General features: G+C 71.4%; 16 protein-coding genes and 1 pseudogene. 11 read left to right on the plus strand and 6 right to left on the minus strand.

What is annotated here, in order from left to right:
- Positions 1-3 precede the first annotated feature (3 nt).
- Positions 4-1,698, plus strand: coding sequence for a tannase/feruloyl esterase family alpha/beta hydrolase (locus tag LRS14_RS00510; protein ID WP_257798192.1), 1,695 nt, complete (start codon positions 4-6; stop codon positions 1,696-1,698).
- A gap of 15 nt (positions 1,699-1,713) precedes the next feature.
- On the opposite strand, the gene LRS14_RS00515 is transcribed toward LRS14_RS00510, so the two are convergent.
- Complete coding sequence (locus LRS14_RS00515; RefSeq protein ID WP_257798193.1) at positions 1,714-2,688, minus strand: Bug family tripartite tricarboxylate transporter substrate binding protein; 975 nt, start codon at positions 2,686-2,688, stop codon at positions 1,714-1,716.
- Between the two features lie 185 nt (positions 2,689-2,873).
- Between LRS14_RS00515 and LRS14_RS00520 the strand changes: the two genes are divergently transcribed.
- Genes LRS14_RS00520 through LRS14_RS00540 form a run of 5 tightly spaced genes read left to right on the plus strand, consistent with a single transcriptional unit; the run spans position 2,874 to position 7,573 of the window.
- Positions 2,874-3,749, plus strand: a complete 876-nt coding sequence (locus LRS14_RS00520) for an amidohydrolase family protein (protein ID WP_046114580.1) — start codon at positions 2,874-2,876, stop codon at positions 3,747-3,749.
- On the plus strand, positions 3,746-4,555 hold the full coding sequence (locus LRS14_RS00525) for a crotonase/enoyl-CoA hydratase family protein (RefSeq protein WP_257798194.1): 810 nt from the start codon (positions 3,746-3,748) through the stop codon (positions 4,553-4,555). The genes LRS14_RS00520 and LRS14_RS00525 overlap by 4 nt, the downstream gene beginning before the upstream one ends.
- A gap of 5 nt (positions 4,556-4,560) precedes the next feature.
- Positions 4,561-6,447: a feruloyl-CoA synthase gene (locus LRS14_RS00530; protein ID WP_257800380.1), complete on the plus strand. Its 1,887-nt coding sequence runs from the start codon at positions 4,561-4,563 to the stop codon at positions 6,445-6,447.
- Positions 6,448-6,469: 22 nt separating this feature from the next.
- Positions 6,470-7,261, plus strand: coding sequence for an SDR family NAD(P)-dependent oxidoreductase (locus LRS14_RS00535; RefSeq protein ID WP_257798195.1), 792 nt, complete (start codon positions 6,470-6,472; stop codon positions 7,259-7,261).
- A 54-nt stretch (positions 7,262-7,315) separates the two neighbouring features.
- Positions 7,316-7,573, plus strand: coding sequence for a type II toxin-antitoxin system Phd/YefM family antitoxin (locus tag LRS14_RS00540; RefSeq protein WP_257800381.1), 258 nt, complete (start codon positions 7,316-7,318; stop codon positions 7,571-7,573).
- A 410-nt stretch (positions 7,574-7,983) separates the two neighbouring features.
- On the opposite strand, the gene LRS14_RS00545 is transcribed toward LRS14_RS00540, so the two are convergent.
- Entirely contained in the window at positions 7,984-8,352 is a 369-nt protein-coding gene (locus LRS14_RS00545; RefSeq protein WP_257800382.1) for a VOC family protein, read from the minus strand.
- Positions 8,352-9,287 carry a LysR family transcriptional regulator gene (locus LRS14_RS00550; protein WP_046114576.1) on the minus strand — a complete coding sequence of 312 codons (936 nt, stop codon included), beginning with the start codon at positions 9,285-9,287 and terminating at the stop codon, positions 8,352-8,354. Before LRS14_RS00550 ends, LRS14_RS00545 begins: the two co-directional genes overlap by 1 nt.
- A gap of 109 nt (positions 9,288-9,396) precedes the next feature.
- Between LRS14_RS00550 and LRS14_RS00555 the strand changes: the two genes are divergently transcribed.
- Both LRS14_RS00555 and LRS14_RS00560 read left to right on the plus strand, forming a co-directional pair.
- On the plus strand, positions 9,397-10,389 hold the full coding sequence (locus tag LRS14_RS00555) for a tripartite tricarboxylate transporter substrate binding protein (RefSeq protein WP_257798196.1): 993 nt from the start codon (positions 9,397-9,399) through the stop codon (positions 10,387-10,389).
- 19 nt (positions 10,390-10,408) lie between these two features.
- Complete coding sequence (locus LRS14_RS00560) at positions 10,409-11,170, plus strand: Asp/Glu racemase (protein WP_310740779.1); 762 nt, start codon at positions 10,409-10,411, stop codon at positions 11,168-11,170.
- Here LRS14_RS00560 and LRS14_RS00565 read toward each other — a convergent pair.
- From LRS14_RS00565 to LRS14_RS00575, 3 genes are all read right to left on the minus strand, one after another.
- Positions 11,167-11,592 carry a VOC family protein gene (locus LRS14_RS00565; protein ID WP_257798197.1) on the minus strand — a complete coding sequence of 142 codons (426 nt, stop codon included), beginning with the start codon at positions 11,590-11,592 and terminating at the stop codon, positions 11,167-11,169. The genes LRS14_RS00560 and LRS14_RS00565 overlap by 4 nt on opposite strands.
- 91 nt (positions 11,593-11,683) lie before the next feature.
- A complete protein-coding gene (locus tag LRS14_RS00570; protein WP_257798198.1) occupies positions 11,684-12,220 on the minus strand; it encodes a hypothetical protein in 537 nt (178 codons plus the stop codon).
- Positions 12,221-12,254: 34 nt separating this feature from the next.
- Complete coding sequence (locus tag LRS14_RS00575) at positions 12,255-12,734, minus strand: excalibur calcium-binding domain-containing protein (RefSeq protein WP_257798199.1); 480 nt, start codon at positions 12,732-12,734, stop codon at positions 12,255-12,257.
- A 363-nt stretch (positions 12,735-13,097) separates the two neighbouring features.
- On the opposite strand from LRS14_RS00575, the gene LRS14_RS00580 reads away from it, so the two are divergent.
- The 3 genes and pseudogenes from LRS14_RS00580 to LRS14_RS00590 form a co-directional block, all read left to right on the plus strand.
- Positions 13,098-14,777 (plus strand): PHA/PHB synthase family protein, encoded by a 1,680-nt coding sequence (locus LRS14_RS00580; RefSeq protein ID WP_404977566.1) that lies wholly within the window; start codon positions 13,098-13,100, stop codon positions 14,775-14,777.
- Positions 14,778-14,790: 13 nt separating this feature from the next.
- Positions 14,791-15,879 carry a bifunctional enoyl-CoA hydratase/phosphate acetyltransferase gene (locus LRS14_RS00585; RefSeq protein ID WP_257798201.1) on the plus strand — a complete coding sequence of 363 codons (1,089 nt, stop codon included), beginning with the start codon at positions 14,791-14,793 and terminating at the stop codon, positions 15,877-15,879.
- Positions 15,876-17,048: pseudogene (locus LRS14_RS00590) on the plus strand (acetate/propionate family kinase); the annotation flags it as partial. The gene LRS14_RS00585 and the pseudogene LRS14_RS00590, both read left to right, overlap by 4 nt.
- Between the last annotated feature and the right edge of the window lie 77 nt (positions 17,049-17,125).

Consider the following 17,125-nt stretch of genomic DNA (forward strand, 5'->3'; position numbering starts at 1 on the left):
TGCATGCGTGCCCTATCCCTCGGCTTGTGGCCCGCCGCCGCGGCGGCGCTCGTCAGCGGTTGCGGCGGTGACGGCGGCTCGGCCAGCCTGCCGCGGCTGCCGGCAGCCACGCCGGCACCGCTGGCCGCCTGCACCGATTTGGCCAGCCGGCTCAACCGGCCCGACACCACCATCCAGCGCGCCGAAGCCGTGCCCGCCGGCACGCTGACGGTGGCGGGCCAGCCGGTGCCCGCGCATTGCCGCGTCACCGGCGCGATGAACAGCCGGGTGAGCGCGGTGGACGGCAATGCCTATGCCATCGGCTTCGAGATGCGGCTGCCCGAGGCCTGGAACGGCCGCTTCTTCCACCAGGTCAACGGCGGGCTGGACGGCAGCGTGGCCACCGCCGTGGGCCCGGTGGGTGGCGGCGGGCCGCTGACAAATGCATTGGCGCAGGGCTTTGCCGTCATCAGCTCCGACGCCGGCCATGCGGGCAGCCTGGGCCCCAACTTCGGCATCGACCCGCAGGCGCGGCTGGACTACGGCTACCAGGCCGTGGGCAGCCTCACGCCCATGGCCAAGCGGCTGATCGAGCTGGCCTACGGCAAGCAGCCCGACCGCTCCTACCTGGGCGGCTGCTCCAACGGCGGCCGTCATGCGATGGTGGCGGCCTCACGCCATGCCGATCAGTACGACGGCATCCTGGCCGGCAACCCCGGCTTCCGGCTGCCGCTGGCGGCCATCGCCAACATGGCCGGCGTGCGGGTGTACGGCGCACTGGCCCACACCGCAGGCGATCCGTCCACCGGCTTCACCGTCGCCGAACGCATGTTGGTGAGCAACGCGGTGCTGGCCCGCTGCGACGCGCTGGACGGCGTGGCCGATGGCTTGGTGCAGGACACCACTGCCTGCCAGGCCCGCTTCGACCTGCAGCGCGACGTGCCCACCTGCAGCGGCGCGCGCGACGGCAGCTGCCTGAGCGCCGCGCAGAAGACGGGCATCGCAGGCCTGTTCAGCGGCGCGCGCAGCCCGGCCGGGACGTTGATCTACAGCAGCTTTCCGTACGACGCGGGCCTGGCCACCAGCGGCTGGGCGAGCTGGAAGTACAGCAACTCGGTCACCCGCGACCCGGGCGCCGTGGGCCTGGTGTGGCAGGTGCCGCCCGAGCCGGTGGCCGGCTTCGATCCGCTGGCCTTCGCGCTGACGGCCGACCTCGACGGCCTGCTGGCCAAGGTGAATGCCACCAATGCCACCTACACCGAAAGCGCGATGAGCTTCATGCAGCCGCCGCAGGCCGACGACCTGGGCACGCTGAGGAACCGCGGCGCCAAGATGCTTGTGTACCACGGCACCAGCGACGCCATCTTCTCCAGCGACGACACTACCGCCTGGTACGACGCCCTGAACCGCCGGCATGGCGGCGAGGCGGCCGACTTCGCCCGCTTCTACCGCGTGCCCGGCATGGGCCACTGCTCGGGCGGCCCGGCCACCGACCAGTTCGACCTGCTGGGCCCGCTGGTGGCCTGGGTGGAGCAGGGCCAGGCCCCGGGCGCGGTGACGGCCAGCGCGCGCGGTGCGGGCAATGCAGGCGGGGTGAATGCCGACCTGCCGGCCGGCTGGTCGGCGCAGCGCAGCCGGCCGCTGTGCCCGTATCCGCAGGTGGCGCGCTATGCGGGCAGCGGCGACCTTGAATCGGCCGCCAGCTTCCGTTGCGAATAGCAGGCGGCCCGGGCTTCAGGCTTCCGGCTTGAAGCCCACCCGCTTGACGATCGGGCCCCAGGCCGCGTTCTCGTCGGCCACCGCCTTGGTCAGCTCCGCCGGCGTGCTGGCCGCGGCCTCCAGGCCCAGTTGGGCGAAGGCCTCGATCACTTCGGGCGTGCGCACCGCCGCGGCGATGGCGGCGGCCGCGCGCTGGGTCACCTCGTCGCTGGCCTTGCCGGGCAGGAAGAAGCCGTACCACTCGTTCATCGTCAGCGCCGGCAGGCCTTGCTCGGCATAGGTGGCCACGTCCGGCACCAGCTTCGAGCGCTGCGCGCCCGAGGTGGCCAGCAGCCGCAGCTTGCCGCTCTTGAGGTGCGGCAGGTAGTCGCCCACCGGCGAGCTCATCGCGGCCACCTGGCCGCCCAGCAGGTCCTGCACGCCGGGCGCCGAGCCCTTGTAGGGCACGTGCCGCAGGTCCAGCCCGCTTTCCTTGGCCAGCAGGGCGCCCACGAAGTGCGGCTGCGTGCCGGCACCGGGCGATGCGTAGTTGGCCTGCTCCGGGTTGGCCTTGGCCCAGGCCAGGAAGCCCTTGATGTCGCGCACCGACTCCGGCACCGCGGGCCCCACGCCGAAGCCGAAAGCCAGGTGGCAGGCGGTGCTCACCGGCCGCAGGTCGCGCGGGCCGTAGGCCAGCCGGGTGTACAGGTGCGGATACAAGGTGATCATGGCCGCGGGCGTCAGCAGCAGGGTGCTGCCATCGGGCGCGGCACGGCTGACTTCCTCCACCGCCAGTCGCCCGCCGGCACCGGCCTTGTTGTCGACCAGCACGCTGCGGGCATAAGGCCCGCGCAGCTTCTCGGCCACGCGGCGGGACACCGCATCGGTGGTGCCGCCGGCCGGAAAGCCACACAGCACGCGGGCGTTCTCCAGCACCGGCTGGGCTCCGGCCAGGCGGGGCGCGGCCAGCCACAGCGGGGCGGCCGCGATCAAGGTGCGACGATGGATCATGGGCAAGTCTCCGGTAAGCGCTTAATGCTTCAGCAATTTAAGTACTGTGCCGGCGCTTTCGCTGCGTGTTTTCCCGCGGGGCGGCCGCCGCGGTGCGCAGATCGCACCGTCAGACGCCTGCGGTGCGTGGAGGCTCAGGGTAAACACCTCCCATGCGCGGGCTAATACTTCAATAAATTAACAATATGAATACCGCAGACCTGGTGGCCATCGACACCCACACGCACCTGGAGGTGTCGTGCTGGAACCCCTTCGACAACTATGGCGAGGAGTACGACCGCGCGGCGGACAAGTACTTCCGCTCCAGCCGCCGGCCGACGATGGACGAGACGCTGGCCTACTACCGCGCGCAGAAGACCGGCTTCGTGATGTTCTGCGTCGATGCCGAGTCGCAGACCGGCCGCCGCCGCATCCCCAACGAGGAGATTGCCGAGGCCGCGCAGAAGAACCCGGACATCATGATCGCCTTCGGCAGCGTCGACCCCCACAAGGGCAGGATGGGTGCGCGCGAGGCGCGCCGGCTGGTGGAGGAGCACGGCGTCAAGGGCTTCAAGTTCCACCCGACGCTGCAGGGCTTCGAGCCGGCCGACCGCATGGCCTGGCCCATCTACGAGGTGATCGCCGAGTACAAGCTGCCGGCGATCTTCCACAGCGGGCATTCGGGCATCGGCAGCGGCATGCGCTGCGGCGGCGGCCTGCGGCTGCAGAACAGCAACCCGATGCTGGTGGAGGACGTGGCCATGGCCTTCCCCGACATGCAGATCGTGCTGGCCCACCCGAGCTGGCCCTGGCAGGACGAGGCCATCTCGCTGGCCATGCACAAGCCCAATGTGTGGATCGACCTCTCGGGCTGGAGCCCCAAGTACTTTCCGCCCCAGCTCATCCAGTACGCCAACACGCTGCTGAAGGACCGCATCCTGTTCGGCAGCGACTTTCCGCTCATCACGCCCGAGCGCTGGCTGAAGGACTTCGACGAGGCCGGCTTCAAGCCCGAGGTGAAGCCGCTGATCCTCAAGCAGAACGCGATGCGGCTGCTGAACCTGGTGGAGCAACCCGCATGAGCCTTCAATTCCAACCGGCCGAAGGCCTGCTGGCCCAGCTCGACTTGCTGAAGATCGAGCTGGCCGGCCCGGTGGCCCATGTGCGCCTGAACCGCCCGGCCAAGCGCAACGCGATCAACGATGCGCTGGTGCAGCAGCTGCAGACGGCGATGGTCAACCTGCCCAAGGGCGTGGGCGCTGCGGTGCTCAGCGGCGAGGGCGAGCACTTCTGCGCGGGGCTGGACCTGTCGGAGCTGTCGGAGCGCAGCGTGGCCGAAGGCATCTACCACTCGCGGCTGTGGCACGGCGTGATGGATTCGCTGCAGTTCGGGCGGGTGCCCATCGTGAGCGTGCTGCATGGCGCGGTGGTGGGCGGCGGGCTGGAGATCGCCAGCAGCACCCATATCCGCGTGGCCGAGGCCAGCACCTATTACGGCCTGCCGGAGGGCCAGCGCGGCATCTTCGTGGGCGGCGGCGGCTCGGCGCGTGTGCCGCGGCTGGTGGGCGTGGCCTGCATGGCCGACATGATGCTGACCGGCCGTGTGCTGGATGCACAGGAGGGCCTGCAGCGCGGCCTGTCGCAGTACCTGGTGCCCGAGGGCCAGGGCCTGGCCAAGGCCTTCGAGCTGGCGGGCAAGATCGCGCAGAACGCGCCGCTGTCCAACTTCGCGGTGATGCAGGCGCTGCCGCGCATCGCCGACCTGTCGCAGCCCGACGGCCTGTTCGTCGAATCGCTGATGGCCGCCATCGCGCAGGGCGACGACGCCGCCAAGGAGCGCGTGCGCGCGTTCCTGGACAAGCGGGCCGGCAAGGTGAAGCCGGCGTGAGCCCGATGGACGACGCCATGCCCCGCTACCGGGCCGCCCGCGTGGGCGGCGCCCTGCAGGTGCAGCTGGAGCAGCGTGCCGACGGCAGCCAGCTGCTGCGTTCGCCCGAGCCGCTGCAGCCGTATCCGGCGCGCGTGACCGACCGGCTGGAACATTGGGCGCTCGAAGCGCCCGACCGCACGCTGGTGGCACGGCGCGACCCTTCGGTGCCCGGTGGCGGCGACTGGCTGCGCATCAGCTATGCGCAGATGCTGGCGCAGGCCCGGCGCGTGGCCCAGGCGCTCTGCCGGCGCGGCCTGTCGGCCGAGCGGCCGGTGGCCATCCTGTCGGACAACGACCTGGAGCACCTGGTGCTCACCGTGGGCGCGCTGTGGGCCGGCGTGCCCTATGTGCCGATCTCGGCCGCGTATTCGCTGATGTCGCAGGACCATGCCAAGCTGCGCCACATCATCGGCCGCACCACGCCCGGGCTGGTGTTCGCCAGCGGGCCGGCCTATGCCCAGGCCATCGCCGCGGCGGTGCCGCCCGACGTGGAAGTGGTGCTGACCGACGGCATGCTGGATGGGCGCCCGGTGACGCCGTTCGCAGCCCTGCTGGCCACCGAGCCTGGGCCCGAGTCCGAGGCCGCCCATGCCGCGGTGGGGCCGGACACCATCGCCAAGTTCCTCTTCACCTCGGGCTCCACCAAGCAGCCCAAGGGCGTGGTCAACACCCACCGGATGATGTGCGCCAACCAGCAGATGCTGCGGCAGACGCTGGTGTTCCTGGCCGACGAGCCGCCGGTGCTGGTGGACTGGCTGCCGTGGAACCACACCTTCGGTGGCAACCACAACGTGGGCATCGCGATGTTCAACGGCGGCACGCTGTACATCGACGAAGGCAAGCCCACGCCCAAGGGCATCGCGCAGACGCTGCGCAACCTGCGCGAGATCTCGCCCACCGTGTACTTCAACGTGCCCAAGGGCTTCGAGGAGATTGCCTTCGCGATGGAGCGCGACGACGTGCTGCGTGAATCGCTGTTCCGCCGCGTGCAGGCCTTCATGTATGCCGGCGCAGGCCTCAGCCAGGCGGTGTGGGACCAGCTCGACCGCCTGGGCGAACGCACGGTGGGCGAGCGCATCCCCGTCTTCACCAGCCTGGGCATGACCGAGACCGCGCCGGCCTGCACCTTCGCCGTGCGGGCAGGGCGGGTGCGTGCCGGGCACGTGGGGCTGCCGGTGCCGGGCGTGGAGGTCAAGCTGGTGCCCGAGGGCGCCGGCCCGCAGGGCAAGACCGAGATCCGCTTCCGCGGCCCGCATGTGATGCCGGGCTACTGGCGCGAGCCGGCGCTGTCGGCCGAGGCCTTCGACGAGGAAGGCTTCTACCGCACCGGCGACGCGGTGCGATGGGTGGACCCGGCCGACCCGGAGGCGGGCCTCTTCTTCGACGGCCGCATCGCCGAGGACTTCAAGCTGGACACCGGCACCTTCGTCAGCGTGGGCCCGTTGCGCGCGCGGGTGGTGGCCGAAGGCGCGCCCTGCGTGCAGGACGCGGTGGTCACCGGCATGAACCGCGGCGACATCGGCCTGCTGCTCATTCCGCGGCTGGACGAGTGCCGCACGCTGGCCGGCCTGTCGGCCGACACGCCCGCGCCCGAGGTGCTGCACCACCCGCAGGTGCGCGAGTTCTTCCAGGCGCTGGTCGACCGGCTGTGGCAGGGCGGCACCGGCAGTGCCAACCGCGTGGCGCGTGCCCATGTGCTGGCCGAGCCGCCGTCCATCGACAAGGGCGAGGTGACCGACAAGGGCTCGATCAACCAGCGCGCGGTGCTGCAGCACCGGGCTGCGCTGGTGAAGGCGCTGTACGAAGGCCGCGCCGACGACCCCTGGCTGCTGCTGCCGCGCCAGCGTTGAATCCACCCCTGGAGTTGCACCGATGAAGATCGAAGGACAAGCCGCGCTGGTGACCGGCGCCGGCTCCGGCCTGGGCGCCGAGACCGCGCGTGAACTGGCCCGCCGCGGCGCCCAGGTGGCGCTGCTGGACATCAACCTGGACGCCGCGCGCCGCGTGGCCGACGAGATCACCCAGGCCGGCGGCCAGGCGCTGGCCGTGGCCTGCGACATCACCTCGACGGAGAGCGCCGAAGCCGCATTGCAGGCCGCGGCCAAAGCGCACGGCCCGGCCCGGCTGATGATGAACATCGCCGGCATCGGCACCGCGCGCCGGCTGGTGGGCAAGGACGGCACGCCGATGCCGCTGGAGGCCTTCCGGCGCGTGGTGGAGGTGAACCTGATCGGCACCTTCAACATGACGCGGCTGGCCGCGGCAGCGATGCTGAAGCTGGCGCCGGTGGACGACCCGCACCAGACGCAGGAGCGCGGCGTGATCGTCAACACCGCCTCCGTCGCGGCCTTCGACGGCCAGGTGGGCCAGGAGGCCTATGCGGCCAGCAAGGGCGGCGTGGTGTCGCTCACGCTGCCGCTGGCGCGCGACCTGGCGCAGTTCGGCGTGCGGGTGATGACCATCGCGCCGGGCCTGTTCCACACGCCGCTGATGGACGAGCTGCCGCAGGCGGTGCAGGACTCATTGGCGGCGAGCATCCCGTTCCCGAAGCGGCTGGGCCGGCCCGAGGAGTTCGCGCTGCTGGCGGCGAGCATCGTGGAGAACACGGCGCTGAACGGGGAGGTGATCCGGCTGGATGGGGCGTTGAGGATGGCGGCGCGGTAGGGGCGGCGGCCTTGCAATAACCTGGTCAGCCGACCAGTCATCAAGAGGTGCCCCCTGCACAGCTGGCCCCTACAGGACGCCAAGGCGCGTTTCAGCGAGTTTCTGGAAACCTGCCCCGCCGAAGGTCCGCAGATGATCACCCGGCGGGGCGTGGAAGCTGCGGTGCTGGTGCCCGTCGATGAATGGCGGCGGCTGCAGGCGGCCGCCAAGCCATCGCTGAGGCAGTTGCTGCTGTGCGACGAGGCGCGTGCCGATATGGCGGTGCCCCAGCGTGGGCAGCTGCGGCGGCGTGCGCCGTTGGCCTTCGACTGACCCAGCATGTTCCTGCTGGACCCACCTCGTCTCCGAGCTGCGCAAGCCCAAGCCCCACGGCGCCGTGGTGGCCTGATGGACGCAGCCGCCTTCCGCGCCTGGGCGCGCCCGATGCACCGCAGTCCGACACGCGCAATGAAGACGCAATGATCGCCGCGACCGCACTGGTGCACGGGCTGACTGTGTTGACGCGGAACGTGGCGGACTTCAAGGGGTTTGGGGTCCGGCTGCTGAATCCCTTGAAGGCGGGCGGGCGGACTGCCTGAGACTTTGGTGGTCAGCGGCGCCGCGACGGCCATCGATCAGGCCCAGGCCATGTGCAACGCCTTCATGACTTCACCGGCGAACAGGTGTTCCAACAGGGACTCGCGGTACGACGACAGCAGGCTGTGATCCGTGGAGGACACGCGTCACGCCTCCGCTCCATGACACACCGCCTCCACGTTGTGCCCATCCGGCCCGATGACAAACGCGCCGTAGTAGTTCGGGTGGTAGTGCGCCCGTATCCCCGGCGGCCCGTTGTCGGTGCCGCCGGCCGCCAAGGCCGCGTCGTAGAACGCCCTCACCTGCTCGCGGCTTGAAGCGGTGAACGCCAGGTGCATCGGCCGTTGCGGCTCGCCGCCTTCGCCGAACCAGAACTCGGGCTTGCCTTGCGCGCCGTAGCCGGCCCAGCCGTGGGTTTCGGTGACCAGGCCGATGCCCAGCGGCGCCAGCGCGGCGTCGAAGAAGCGCTTGCTGGCTTCGTAGTCGGAGACGGCGATGCCGATGTGGTCAAGGATCATGTCGCGCCTTTCGCGTGGGGATGATCCAGCGAGTTTTGCACCATCGCCACCAGCGCCAGCGCCGCGGCCGACAGGCCGTCGCCGGGCCGCATGGCCAGCAGCAGGCGGCGCTCGGTGGTCATGCCCTGCAGCCGCGCGATGCGCAGGCCCAGCGCATGCGCATAGGGCAGGGCGCCCTTGCGCGGCAGCACCGCCAGGCCCAGGCCGGCGGCCACCATGCGGCCCATCGCATCGAAGCTGCGCACCTGCGCGCGCAGCCGCAGCGGCTGCTGGATGGCCTCGGCCGCGCTGGCCAGCTGCCGCGTGAGCGAGGTGGTGCGGCCGAAGGCCACCAGGTCGTGCTGCAGCACGTCGGCCAGGGCCACGCTGCCACCGGCCGCGGGCACCAGCGCATGGCCGGGCGGCAGCAGCAGCACCAGCTCGTCCACGTCGCACACCAGGGTGCGCAGGCCTTCGGCGGCGGTGTTGTCGCCGATCACCGCCAGCTCGGCCGCGCCGCGCAGCACGCCGCGCACCGCGTCCTCGCTGATCGCATCCTGCAGGTCCAGCACCACGCCCGGATGCGCCTTGCCGTAGGCCGCCAGCAGCGCCGGCAGGAAGCCACCGAAGGCCGAGGTGTTGGCCCACAGGCGCAGGTGACCGAACAGGCCGGCGCGCACGTCGTCCATCGCCAGTGCCATCTGCTCCAGCCGCGCCACCATCTCCATCGCATGCGGCAGCAGCGTGGCGCCGGCCGAAGTGGGCACCACGCCGCGCTTGCTGCGCTGCAGCAGCGGCGTGCCCAGGTGGCTCTCCAGCTCGGCCACCCGCTTGCTGGCCGCGGCCAGCGACAGGTCCAGCCGCTCGGCGCCGGCGGTGAGGCTGCCGGCCTCCACCGCGGCCACGAACAGGCGCAGGGTGGTCAGGTCGAATCGGTTGAGGTTGAAGCGCATGCGGCACCGATGCTCAACCACCGGTTGAGGCTGTGTCAACCAGATGCCAACCCAAGTCCGCCGGCCGCGGCGAGCATGGCGGCCATCCACAAGCAGTCCGGAGACAACCATGAGCCTGCCCCGCCGCGCCTTCCTCGCCACCACCGCCGCTTCCGCGGCCACGCTGGCCCTGCTGGCCGCCACCACCGCCCCGGCCCACGCGCAGGCCTGGCCCAGCAAGCCGGTGACGCTGGTGGTGCCCAATCCGCCGGGCGGCGTGGTGGACACCTCGGCCCGCCTGCTCAGCGATCCCCTCTCGCGGCTGCTGGGGCAGACGGTGATCGTCGAGAACAAGGGCGGCGCCAGCGGCAACATCGCCTACCAGCAGGTGGCGCTGGCGCCGAAGGACGGCCACATGCTGCTGATCTCGTACTCGGCCTACCACGTGGGCAATCCGTCGATGTTCAGCAAGCTGCCCTGGGCGCAGAAGGACTTCGCGCCGGTGGCGCTGCTCACCGCGGCCACCAACGTGGTGGCGGCGCATCCCTCGGTGCCGGCCAACACGCTGAAGGAATTCATCGCCTATGCCAAGGCCAACCCGGGCAAGCTGAACTACGCCTCGCAGGGCAACGGCTCGCTGTCGCATGTGGGCACCGCGCTGCTGGAGCAGACGGCCGGCTTCGAGATGACCCACGTGCCCTACAAGGGCTCCGGCCCCGCCATCCAGGACGTGCTGGGCGGCCAGGTGCAGGTGTTCATGACCACGCCGCCTTCGGTGATGGGCCATGTGCAGGCGGGCAAGCTGAAGGCCTTCGCGGTGACGGGCAAGACGCGCCATCCCGGCCTGCCCAACGTGCCCACCACCGCCGAGGCGGGCCTGGGCAACTTCGAGCTGGAAGCCTGGGTGGGCCTGTTCGCGCCCGCCGGCACGCCGCCGGCCGTGGTGCAGCAGCTGACCGAGAAGGTCAAGGCCGCCCTGGCCACGCCCGAGGCCAAGGCCATGGCCGACCGCACCGGCATCGAGATCCGCTACCTGGGCCCCGACGCCCTGGCCGCGCTGGTGACGCGCGAGACCGACTACTGGGGCCAGGTGATCAAGGCCCGCAACATCCGTGCGGACTGATCCGGCACCGCAGGAAGGCATGACGATGCAACGCACCCATTTCCGCGTCGGCCAGATCGTGCCGAGCTCCAACACCACGATGGAGACCGAGATCCCGGCGATGCTGCGCGCCCGCGAGGCCCTGCTGCCCGAGCGCTTCAGCTTCCACTCGGCCCGCATGCGCATGAAGCATGTGACCAAGGAGGAACTGGCCCGCATGGACGCCGACAGCGACCGCTGCGCGCTGGAGCTGTCCGATGCACGTGTGGACGTGCTGGGCTACGCCTGCCTGGTGGCCATCATGAGCATGGGCCGCGGCTACCACCGCACGTCGGAAGCGCGGCTGCGCGCTCGCACGCTGGAGAACGAAGGCGCCGCGCCGGTGGTCACCAGCGCCGGTGCACTGGTCGAAGGGCTGCAGGCGTTGGGCGCGAAGAAGATCGCGGTGCTGGCGCCCTACATGAAGCCGCTGACCGCGCTGGTGGTGGACTACCTGGAGCACGAAGGCATCGAGGTGCTGGACGCGCTGTCGCTGGAGATCAGCGACAACCTCGAAGTGGGCGCGCAGGACCCGCGCGCGCCGATCGAGATCAGCCGTCGGCTCAACACCGCCAACTGCGACGCGGTGGTCATCTCCGCCTGCGTGCAGATGCCCTCGCTGGCCTCGGTGCAGCCGGTGGAAGACCGGCTGGGCCTGCCGGTGGTGTCGTCCTCGGTGTGCACCACCTGGCGCATGCTGAAGGCACTGGAGCTGAAGCCCCAGGCGCCGGATGCGGGGTCCCTGCTGTCCGGGCGGTACTAGGAGGCGTCGAACGCGGCGCCGGAGGCTTCGGCCTGCGGCGCATGGCAGGCCACGGCCAGCTTGTTGCCATCGACATCGCGGAAGTAGGCACCGTAGTAGTGGGCGTGGTACTCCGGCCGCGGGCCGGGCGGGCCTTCGCAGGTGCCGCCCTGGGCCAGCGCGGCGGCATGAACGCGGCGCACCTGCTCCCGCGTGGCCGCCAGGAAGGCCACCATCTGCCCGTTGCCGGGGGCGTGCGGCTGGCCGTCGAAGGGCCGGCCGATGATCAGCAGCGGCCGGTCGTGGCCGGGTTGCTGCCAGCCGGCCCAGGGCCGATCGGGCTCCTTGAAACGCAACACCAGGCCCAGCTCGTCGGCGATCGCTTCATAGAAGCCGAAGGCCTGCTCGAAATGGGCGGTGCCCAGGTGGATGTGGGAGAACATGACGGGCTCCGGCGCAGGGCTGCGCATGGCGGGGCTCCATTGTCCGCAGCCGGCGCTGTCGGCCGGCGCCGGCCTACAGCAGCGGCGGATCTCAGAGGTGGCGGCGCAGGGTGTCCAGCGCGTCGCGGCTGCGCCGCTCCACGTCGGCCATCAGCCCCAGGCGCTGCAGCACGGCCTGCTGCGCATCGATGTACCAGCCGAGGGCGAACTCCCGCCGCTGCCAGCGCCCGCTGAGGTACAGCGGCACGCGCTCGCCGCCGTGGGTGAGCAGGGCGATGGAGAACCAGTCCACGGTGTCCTGGTAGCGGCTCAGCAGGTCGGTGATGTCGAGGCCGAAGAACAGCTCCTGCAGCCTGGCCGGGCGCTCTTCCACGCGGTACTCCAGGCCGCGGATGTCGTCGAAGGCCAGCCGGTGCCGGCGGCCGCGGTGCTGCACCTCCAGCCGGCGTTCACGCGGGTAGATGAGGATGGCGCCGGCCGAACCCTCGATGCGCACCAGCGCCGTGCCCTGCAGCACGCGCTTGAACCAGCCCACCGGCTGCGCGCGGAACACCGCCACCCAGAAGGTGTCGGCCAGCACGGCGAAGGCCAGGCCCAGCAGCAGGCCGGCGAGGATGGAAAGCGTCAACAGGCGGACGGAGGTGCAGCGGGTGGCGCGCAGGCTACCAGGGGCGGCCGCACCATTGGCGCTCGCAGGGCACGCCGTCGGCGTCGCCGTCCATCTGCGTGTCGGGGCAATGCCGCAGGAAGTACGTGGCTTCCTCGCACGAGGTCATCTGGGTGCACTGCGTGCGCCCGTCGCAGCGAAAGCGCGATGGCGCGGTGCCAGGCCTTTCAACGCTGGCCGTGGGCACCAGCGAAGGGCCGCTGCGCTGCAGGTTGTGCTGGAACGCTCGCCAGCCGTAGGCGGCCAGGCCCAACAGCAAGGCCGTCACCAGCAGCGCCTGCATCAGCCGGGGCAGGCCACGCCGGCCCTGCGTGACGGAGGCTGGTGCACGCCGCGCCGCGCCCGGCCGCCCGATCGCCTGGCGCCATGCACGCACCGCCTGCGGCTTGCCGTTGGCGCCCGTGCCCGGCTCGTAGGACAGGTGCTCGCCGACGGTCGGTCGCGAACCATCGGCCGGAAAGGCGCTGATGTGCACGAACAGCGCTGCCCCGCCGTGGGTGGGGGGCGATGAAGCCGTAGCCGCGTTCGTCGTTCCAGGACTGCAGCTTGCCGACGTGTTGCATGGGCGATGTGTGTGTGCAGTCGGGACCGGCCGATGCTAGGGGCCCGCCAAACGGCCGGTCAATGCGCCCGGCCATCATTTGCCCTTGCGCGGCCGGCTGATGCAGATCAAGCCGACTTGCCGCCCGCGCACCTAGGCTTGGCCCCCAACAAGTCATGGGCCTCGGCGCACCGCCTGCAGGTGCAGCCGCCCGGCCCAGGGAGCAGGGCCGTGCAGTCATCGCCATCGTCGTCGTCGTCCAGCCTGGCGCCCAGCTCGCCCGAGGACCGGCTCGACATGCTGGTGCGCGCGGCCATCGCCCGCGCCACGGCGTCGCTGTCACCGGCGGCGGTGATGCTGGCGGGGCTGGACTGGGCGCTGCACCTGGCGGTGTCGCCCGGCAAGCGCATGGCACTGGCCCGGCTGGCCTGGGAGCAGGTCGACGAGTTGCTGCACCTGCTGCGCAGCGGCGCGCCCGCGCCGTCGGCGGCACCGGACCGTCGCTTCGCCGCGCCGGCCTGGCAGCAATGGCCGTTCCATCTGTTGCAGCGCAGCTTCCTGATGCAGCAGCAGTGGTGGGCCGCGGCCACGCGCGGTGTGCGCGGGGTCGATCCGCATCATGAGGAGATGGTGGCCTTCATCGCCCGCCAGGGGCTGGACATGCTCTCGCCCGGCAACCAACTGCTCACCAATCCGGTGGTGCTGCAGCGCACGGCCGACGAGGCCGGCGGCAACCTGCTGCGCGGCTGGCTGCATGCCGTGGACGACCTGCGGCGCCTGGCCACCGGCGCACCGCCCGCGGGCACCGAGCGGTTCCGCCCCGGGCACGAGGTGGCCTGCACGCCGGGCCGGGTGGTGATGCGCAATGCACTGTGCGAGCTGATCCAGTACGCACCCGCCACGCCGCGGGTGCATCCGGAGCCGGTGCTCATCGTGCCGGCCTGGATCATGAAGTACTACATCCTCGACCTGTCGCCGCACAACTCGCTCATCAAGCACCTGGTGGACCAGGGCCACACGGTGTTCTGCCTCTCATGGAAGAACCCCGGCGTGGCCGAGCGCGACCTGGGCATGGACGACTACCTGCAGCACGGCATCCACGATGCGCTGGCCGCGGTCAACGCCATCGTGCCCGGCCGGAAGGTGCATACGGCGGGTTATTGCCTGGGCGGCACGCTGCTCGCCATCGCCGCGGCCGCGATGGCACGCGACGGCGACGAGCGGCTGGCCACGCTGAGCCTGTTCGCCGCGCAGACCGACTTCGCCGAGCCTGGCGAGCTGGCCCTGTTCATCGATGAAAGCCAGGTGAGCCTGCTGGAAGCGCAGATGGCGCAGACCGGCTACCTCACCGCCAACCAGATGGCCGGCGCCTTCCAGATGCTGCGTTCCTACGACCTGCTGTGGTCGCGCATCGTCAACGAGTACCTGCTGGGCGACCGTGCGCCGATGAACGACCTGATGGCCTGGAATGCCGACGCCACCCGCATGCCGGCGCGCATGCATGCACAGTACCTGCGCCAGCTCTTCCTGCACGACGACCTGGCCCACGGCCGCTACCTGGCCGGCGGCAAGCCGGTGGCGCTGAGCGACCTGACGCTGCCCGCCTTCGTGATGGGCACGCTGACCGACCACGTCGCGCCCTGGCGCTCGGTCTACAAGCTGCACTACCAGACGGTGTCGGAGATCACCTTCGTGCTCACCAGCGGCGGGCACAACGCCGGCATCGTCAGCCCGCCGGGCCATCCGCACCGCAGCTACCAGCTGCGCTGCCATGCGGCCGGCGCGCCCTATGTGTCGCCCGACGCGTGGGCGGCCGAGGCGCCGCGGCAGGAAGGCTCCTGGTGGCCCGCCTGGCTGCAGTGGCTGCAGCAGCGCAGCGGCGCGCCGGTGGCGCCGCCCGCAATGGGCGCACCGCGCCAGGGCTACCGCACGCTCGGCGATGCCCCGGGCCGCTACGTGCTGCAGATCCCTTCCTGACTGAGGACCGCCCATGACCTCGACGCGCTTGCAGGTGGGCGACACGCTGCAGCTCACCGTCACCGCCCGCAGCGACGACGGCCTGCGCATGACGCTGCAGTGCGAGGCCGCCGCGGCGGCCACCGTCGTGCCGCCATCGCCCACGCTGCCCGCCCTGCGCCCCGGCCCCTCTGGTGCGCAGGGCGTGCAGCGGCTGCTCGACCATGTGCGACCGCTCGGCGCCATCCGCATGGCGGTGGTGCACCCGTGTGATGCGCTGAGCCTGCGCGGCGCGCTGGATGCGCAGGCCGCCGGGCTGATCGAGCCGGTGCTGATCGCGCCGCGGGCGAAGCTGGAAGCGGCACTGCAGGCCGCCGGCCTGCAGCCCGACGACCTGGCCGGCATCGAGGTGATCGACGTGCCGCACAGCCATGCTGCCGCGGCGCGCGGTGCCGAGCTGGCCGCGCAGGGCAGGGCGGAGGCGCTGATGAAGGGCAGCCTGCACACCGATGAGCTCATGGCCGCGGTGGTGCCCGCGGCGGCCGGGCTGCGCACCAAGCGCCGCATCAGCCACTGCTTCCTGATGCAGACGCCGGCCTACCCGCGGCCCTTCATCATCACCGACGCCGCCATCAACATCGCGCCCACGCTGGCCGACAAGGCCGACATCGTGCAGAACGCGATCGCGCTCGCGCATGCCATCGGCGTGCCGCGGCCGCGGGTGGCCCTCCTGGCCGCGGTGGAGACGGTGAATGCCGCCATGCCCGCCACGCTGGATGCCGCCGCACTGTGCAAGATGGCCGACCGCGGCCAGATCACCGGGGGCCTGCTCGACGGCCCGCTGGCCTTCGACAACGCGGTGTCGATGGAGGCCGCGCAGGTCAAGGGCATCGTGTCGCAGGTGGCCGGCCGGGCCGACGTGCTGGTGGTGCCCGACCTGGAGAGCGGCAACATGCTGGCCAAGCAGCTGGAATACCTGGGCGATGCCTCCAGCGCCGGCATCGTGCTGGGCGCGCGGGTGCCCATCGTGCTCACCAGCCGGGCCGATTCACGCGAGTCGCGCATCGCCTCGTGCGCGCTGGCCTCGCTGCTGGCGCATGCCTACCGGCGGGCGCCGCCATGAACGGCGGCCGCCTGATCCTGGTGCTGAACTGCGGCTCCTCCAGCATCAAGTTCGCGCTGTTCGATGCCGGCGCCGGGCCACCGCCGCGCCGCCCCGAATGGAACGGCAAGGTGGACGGCATCGCCGGACCGCAGCCCACCTTCGGCGAGACCGGCAGCGACCCCTCGCCCATCGCGCTGGAGGCCGGGCGGCCCTACCACGCGGCGCTGGAGCACATCCACCATCGGGTGCAGGCGCGGCTGGCCGGCCGGCCCTTGCAGGCGGTGGCGCACCGGGTGGTGCATGGCGGCAGCCGGTATGCGGCGCCGGTGCGGGTGGATGCCGGGGTGCTGGCCGACCTCAAGGGCTACATCCCGCTGGCGCCCTTGCACCAGCCGTTTGCGCTGGATGCCATCGAGATGCTGCTGCAGCGGCTGCCGGGCCTGCCGCAGGTGGCCTGCTTCGACACCGCCTTCCACCACACGCTGCCGCAGGTGGAACAGATGCTGCCGCTGCCGCACGAATATGCGCAGCGCGGCCTGCGGCGCTATGGCTTCCACGGCCTGTCCTACGACTACATGGCCACCGCGCTGGCCGAGCGGCATGGCCAGCGGGCGCGCGGCCGCACCCTGGTGGCCCACCTGGGCAGCGGCGCCAGCCTGTGCGCGATGCAGGACCTGCGCAGCATGGCCACCACCATGGGCTTCTCGGCACTGGACGGGCTGATGATGGGCACCCGCAGCGGCGCGCTCGACCCCGGCGCGCTGCTGTACCTGATGCAGCAGGAGCGGCTGGACGTGGACCAGGTGGGCGCGCTGCTGTACCACCGCGCCGGCCTGCTGGGCGTGTCCGGCCTGAGCAGCGACCCCCGGGTGCTGCTGCAGGCCGAAGCCGGCGGCGGCGAGACCGGCCAGCGCGCCGCCGCCGCCCTGGCGCTGTACGTGCGCCGCATCGTGCGCGAGATCGGCGCGCTGGTGGCGGTGCTGGGCGGGCTGGACCTGCTGGTGTTCACCGCCGGTATCGGCGAGCACAACGCGGTGCTGCGCCTGCGCATTTGCGAAGCGCTGCACTGGCTGGGCCTGCGGCTGGATGCGCATGCCAATGCCGCGCATGCGCCGCTGATCTCGGCCACGGACAGCGCAGTGGCCGTGGCGGTGGAGCCCACCAACGAGGAATGGGTGGCCGCCAGGCTGACGCAAGCCTGTCTGTGTGCACAAAGCCACTCAACTGCGGGTTCCGGGGGTGACCCCCCTTGGGGGGAGGATGG

Origin of the sequence: Aquincola sp. J276 (assembly GCF_024700035.1) — a bacterium.
In the GTDB taxonomy this organism is placed as follows: domain Bacteria; phylum Pseudomonadota; class Gammaproteobacteria; order Burkholderiales; family Burkholderiaceae_C; genus Aquincola; species Aquincola tertiaricarbonis.

What these genes read in the sequence shown, in the direction of transcription:
- LRS14_RS00530 (WP_257800380.1), top strand. Translation starts at nt 4,561, where the DNA reads ATGGACGACGCCATGCCCCGCTACCGGGCCGCCCGCGTGGGCGGCGCC.
- LRS14_RS00585 (WP_257798201.1), top strand. Translation starts at nt 14,791, where the DNA reads ATGACCTCGACGCGCTTGCAGGTGGGCGACACGCTGCAGCTCACCGTC.
- LRS14_RS00535 (WP_257798195.1), top strand. Translation starts at nt 6,470, where the DNA reads ATGAAGATCGAAGGACAAGCCGCGCTGGTGACCGGCGCCGGCTCCGGC.
- LRS14_RS00565 (WP_257798197.1), bottom strand. Translation starts at nt 11,592, where the DNA reads ATGTTCTCCCACATCCACCTGGGCACCGCCCATTTCGAGCAGGCCTTC.
- LRS14_RS00515 (WP_257798193.1), bottom strand. Translation starts at nt 2,688, where the DNA reads ATGATCCATCGTCGCACCTTGATCGCGGCCGCCCCGCTGTGGCTGGCC.
- LRS14_RS00555 (WP_257798196.1), top strand. Translation starts at nt 9,397, where the DNA reads ATGAGCCTGCCCCGCCGCGCCTTCCTCGCCACCACCGCCGCTTCCGCG.
- LRS14_RS00550 (WP_046114576.1), bottom strand. Translation starts at nt 9,287, where the DNA reads ATGCGCTTCAACCTCAACCGATTCGACCTGACCACCCTGCGCCTGTTC.
- LRS14_RS00520 (WP_046114580.1), top strand. Translation starts at nt 2,874, where the DNA reads ATGAATACCGCAGACCTGGTGGCCATCGACACCCACACGCACCTGGAG.
- LRS14_RS00560 (WP_310740779.1), top strand. Translation starts at nt 10,409, where the DNA reads ATGACGATGCAACGCACCCATTTCCGCGTCGGCCAGATCGTGCCGAGC.
- LRS14_RS00580 (WP_404977566.1), top strand. Translation starts at nt 13,098, where the DNA reads ATGCTGGTGCGCGCGGCCATCGCCCGCGCCACGGCGTCGCTGTCACCG.
- LRS14_RS00525 (WP_257798194.1), top strand. Translation starts at nt 3,746, where the DNA reads ATGAGCCTTCAATTCCAACCGGCCGAAGGCCTGCTGGCCCAGCTCGAC.
- LRS14_RS00510 (WP_257798192.1), top strand. Translation starts at nt 4, where the DNA reads ATGCGTGCCCTATCCCTCGGCTTGTGGCCCGCCGCCGCGGCGGCGCTC.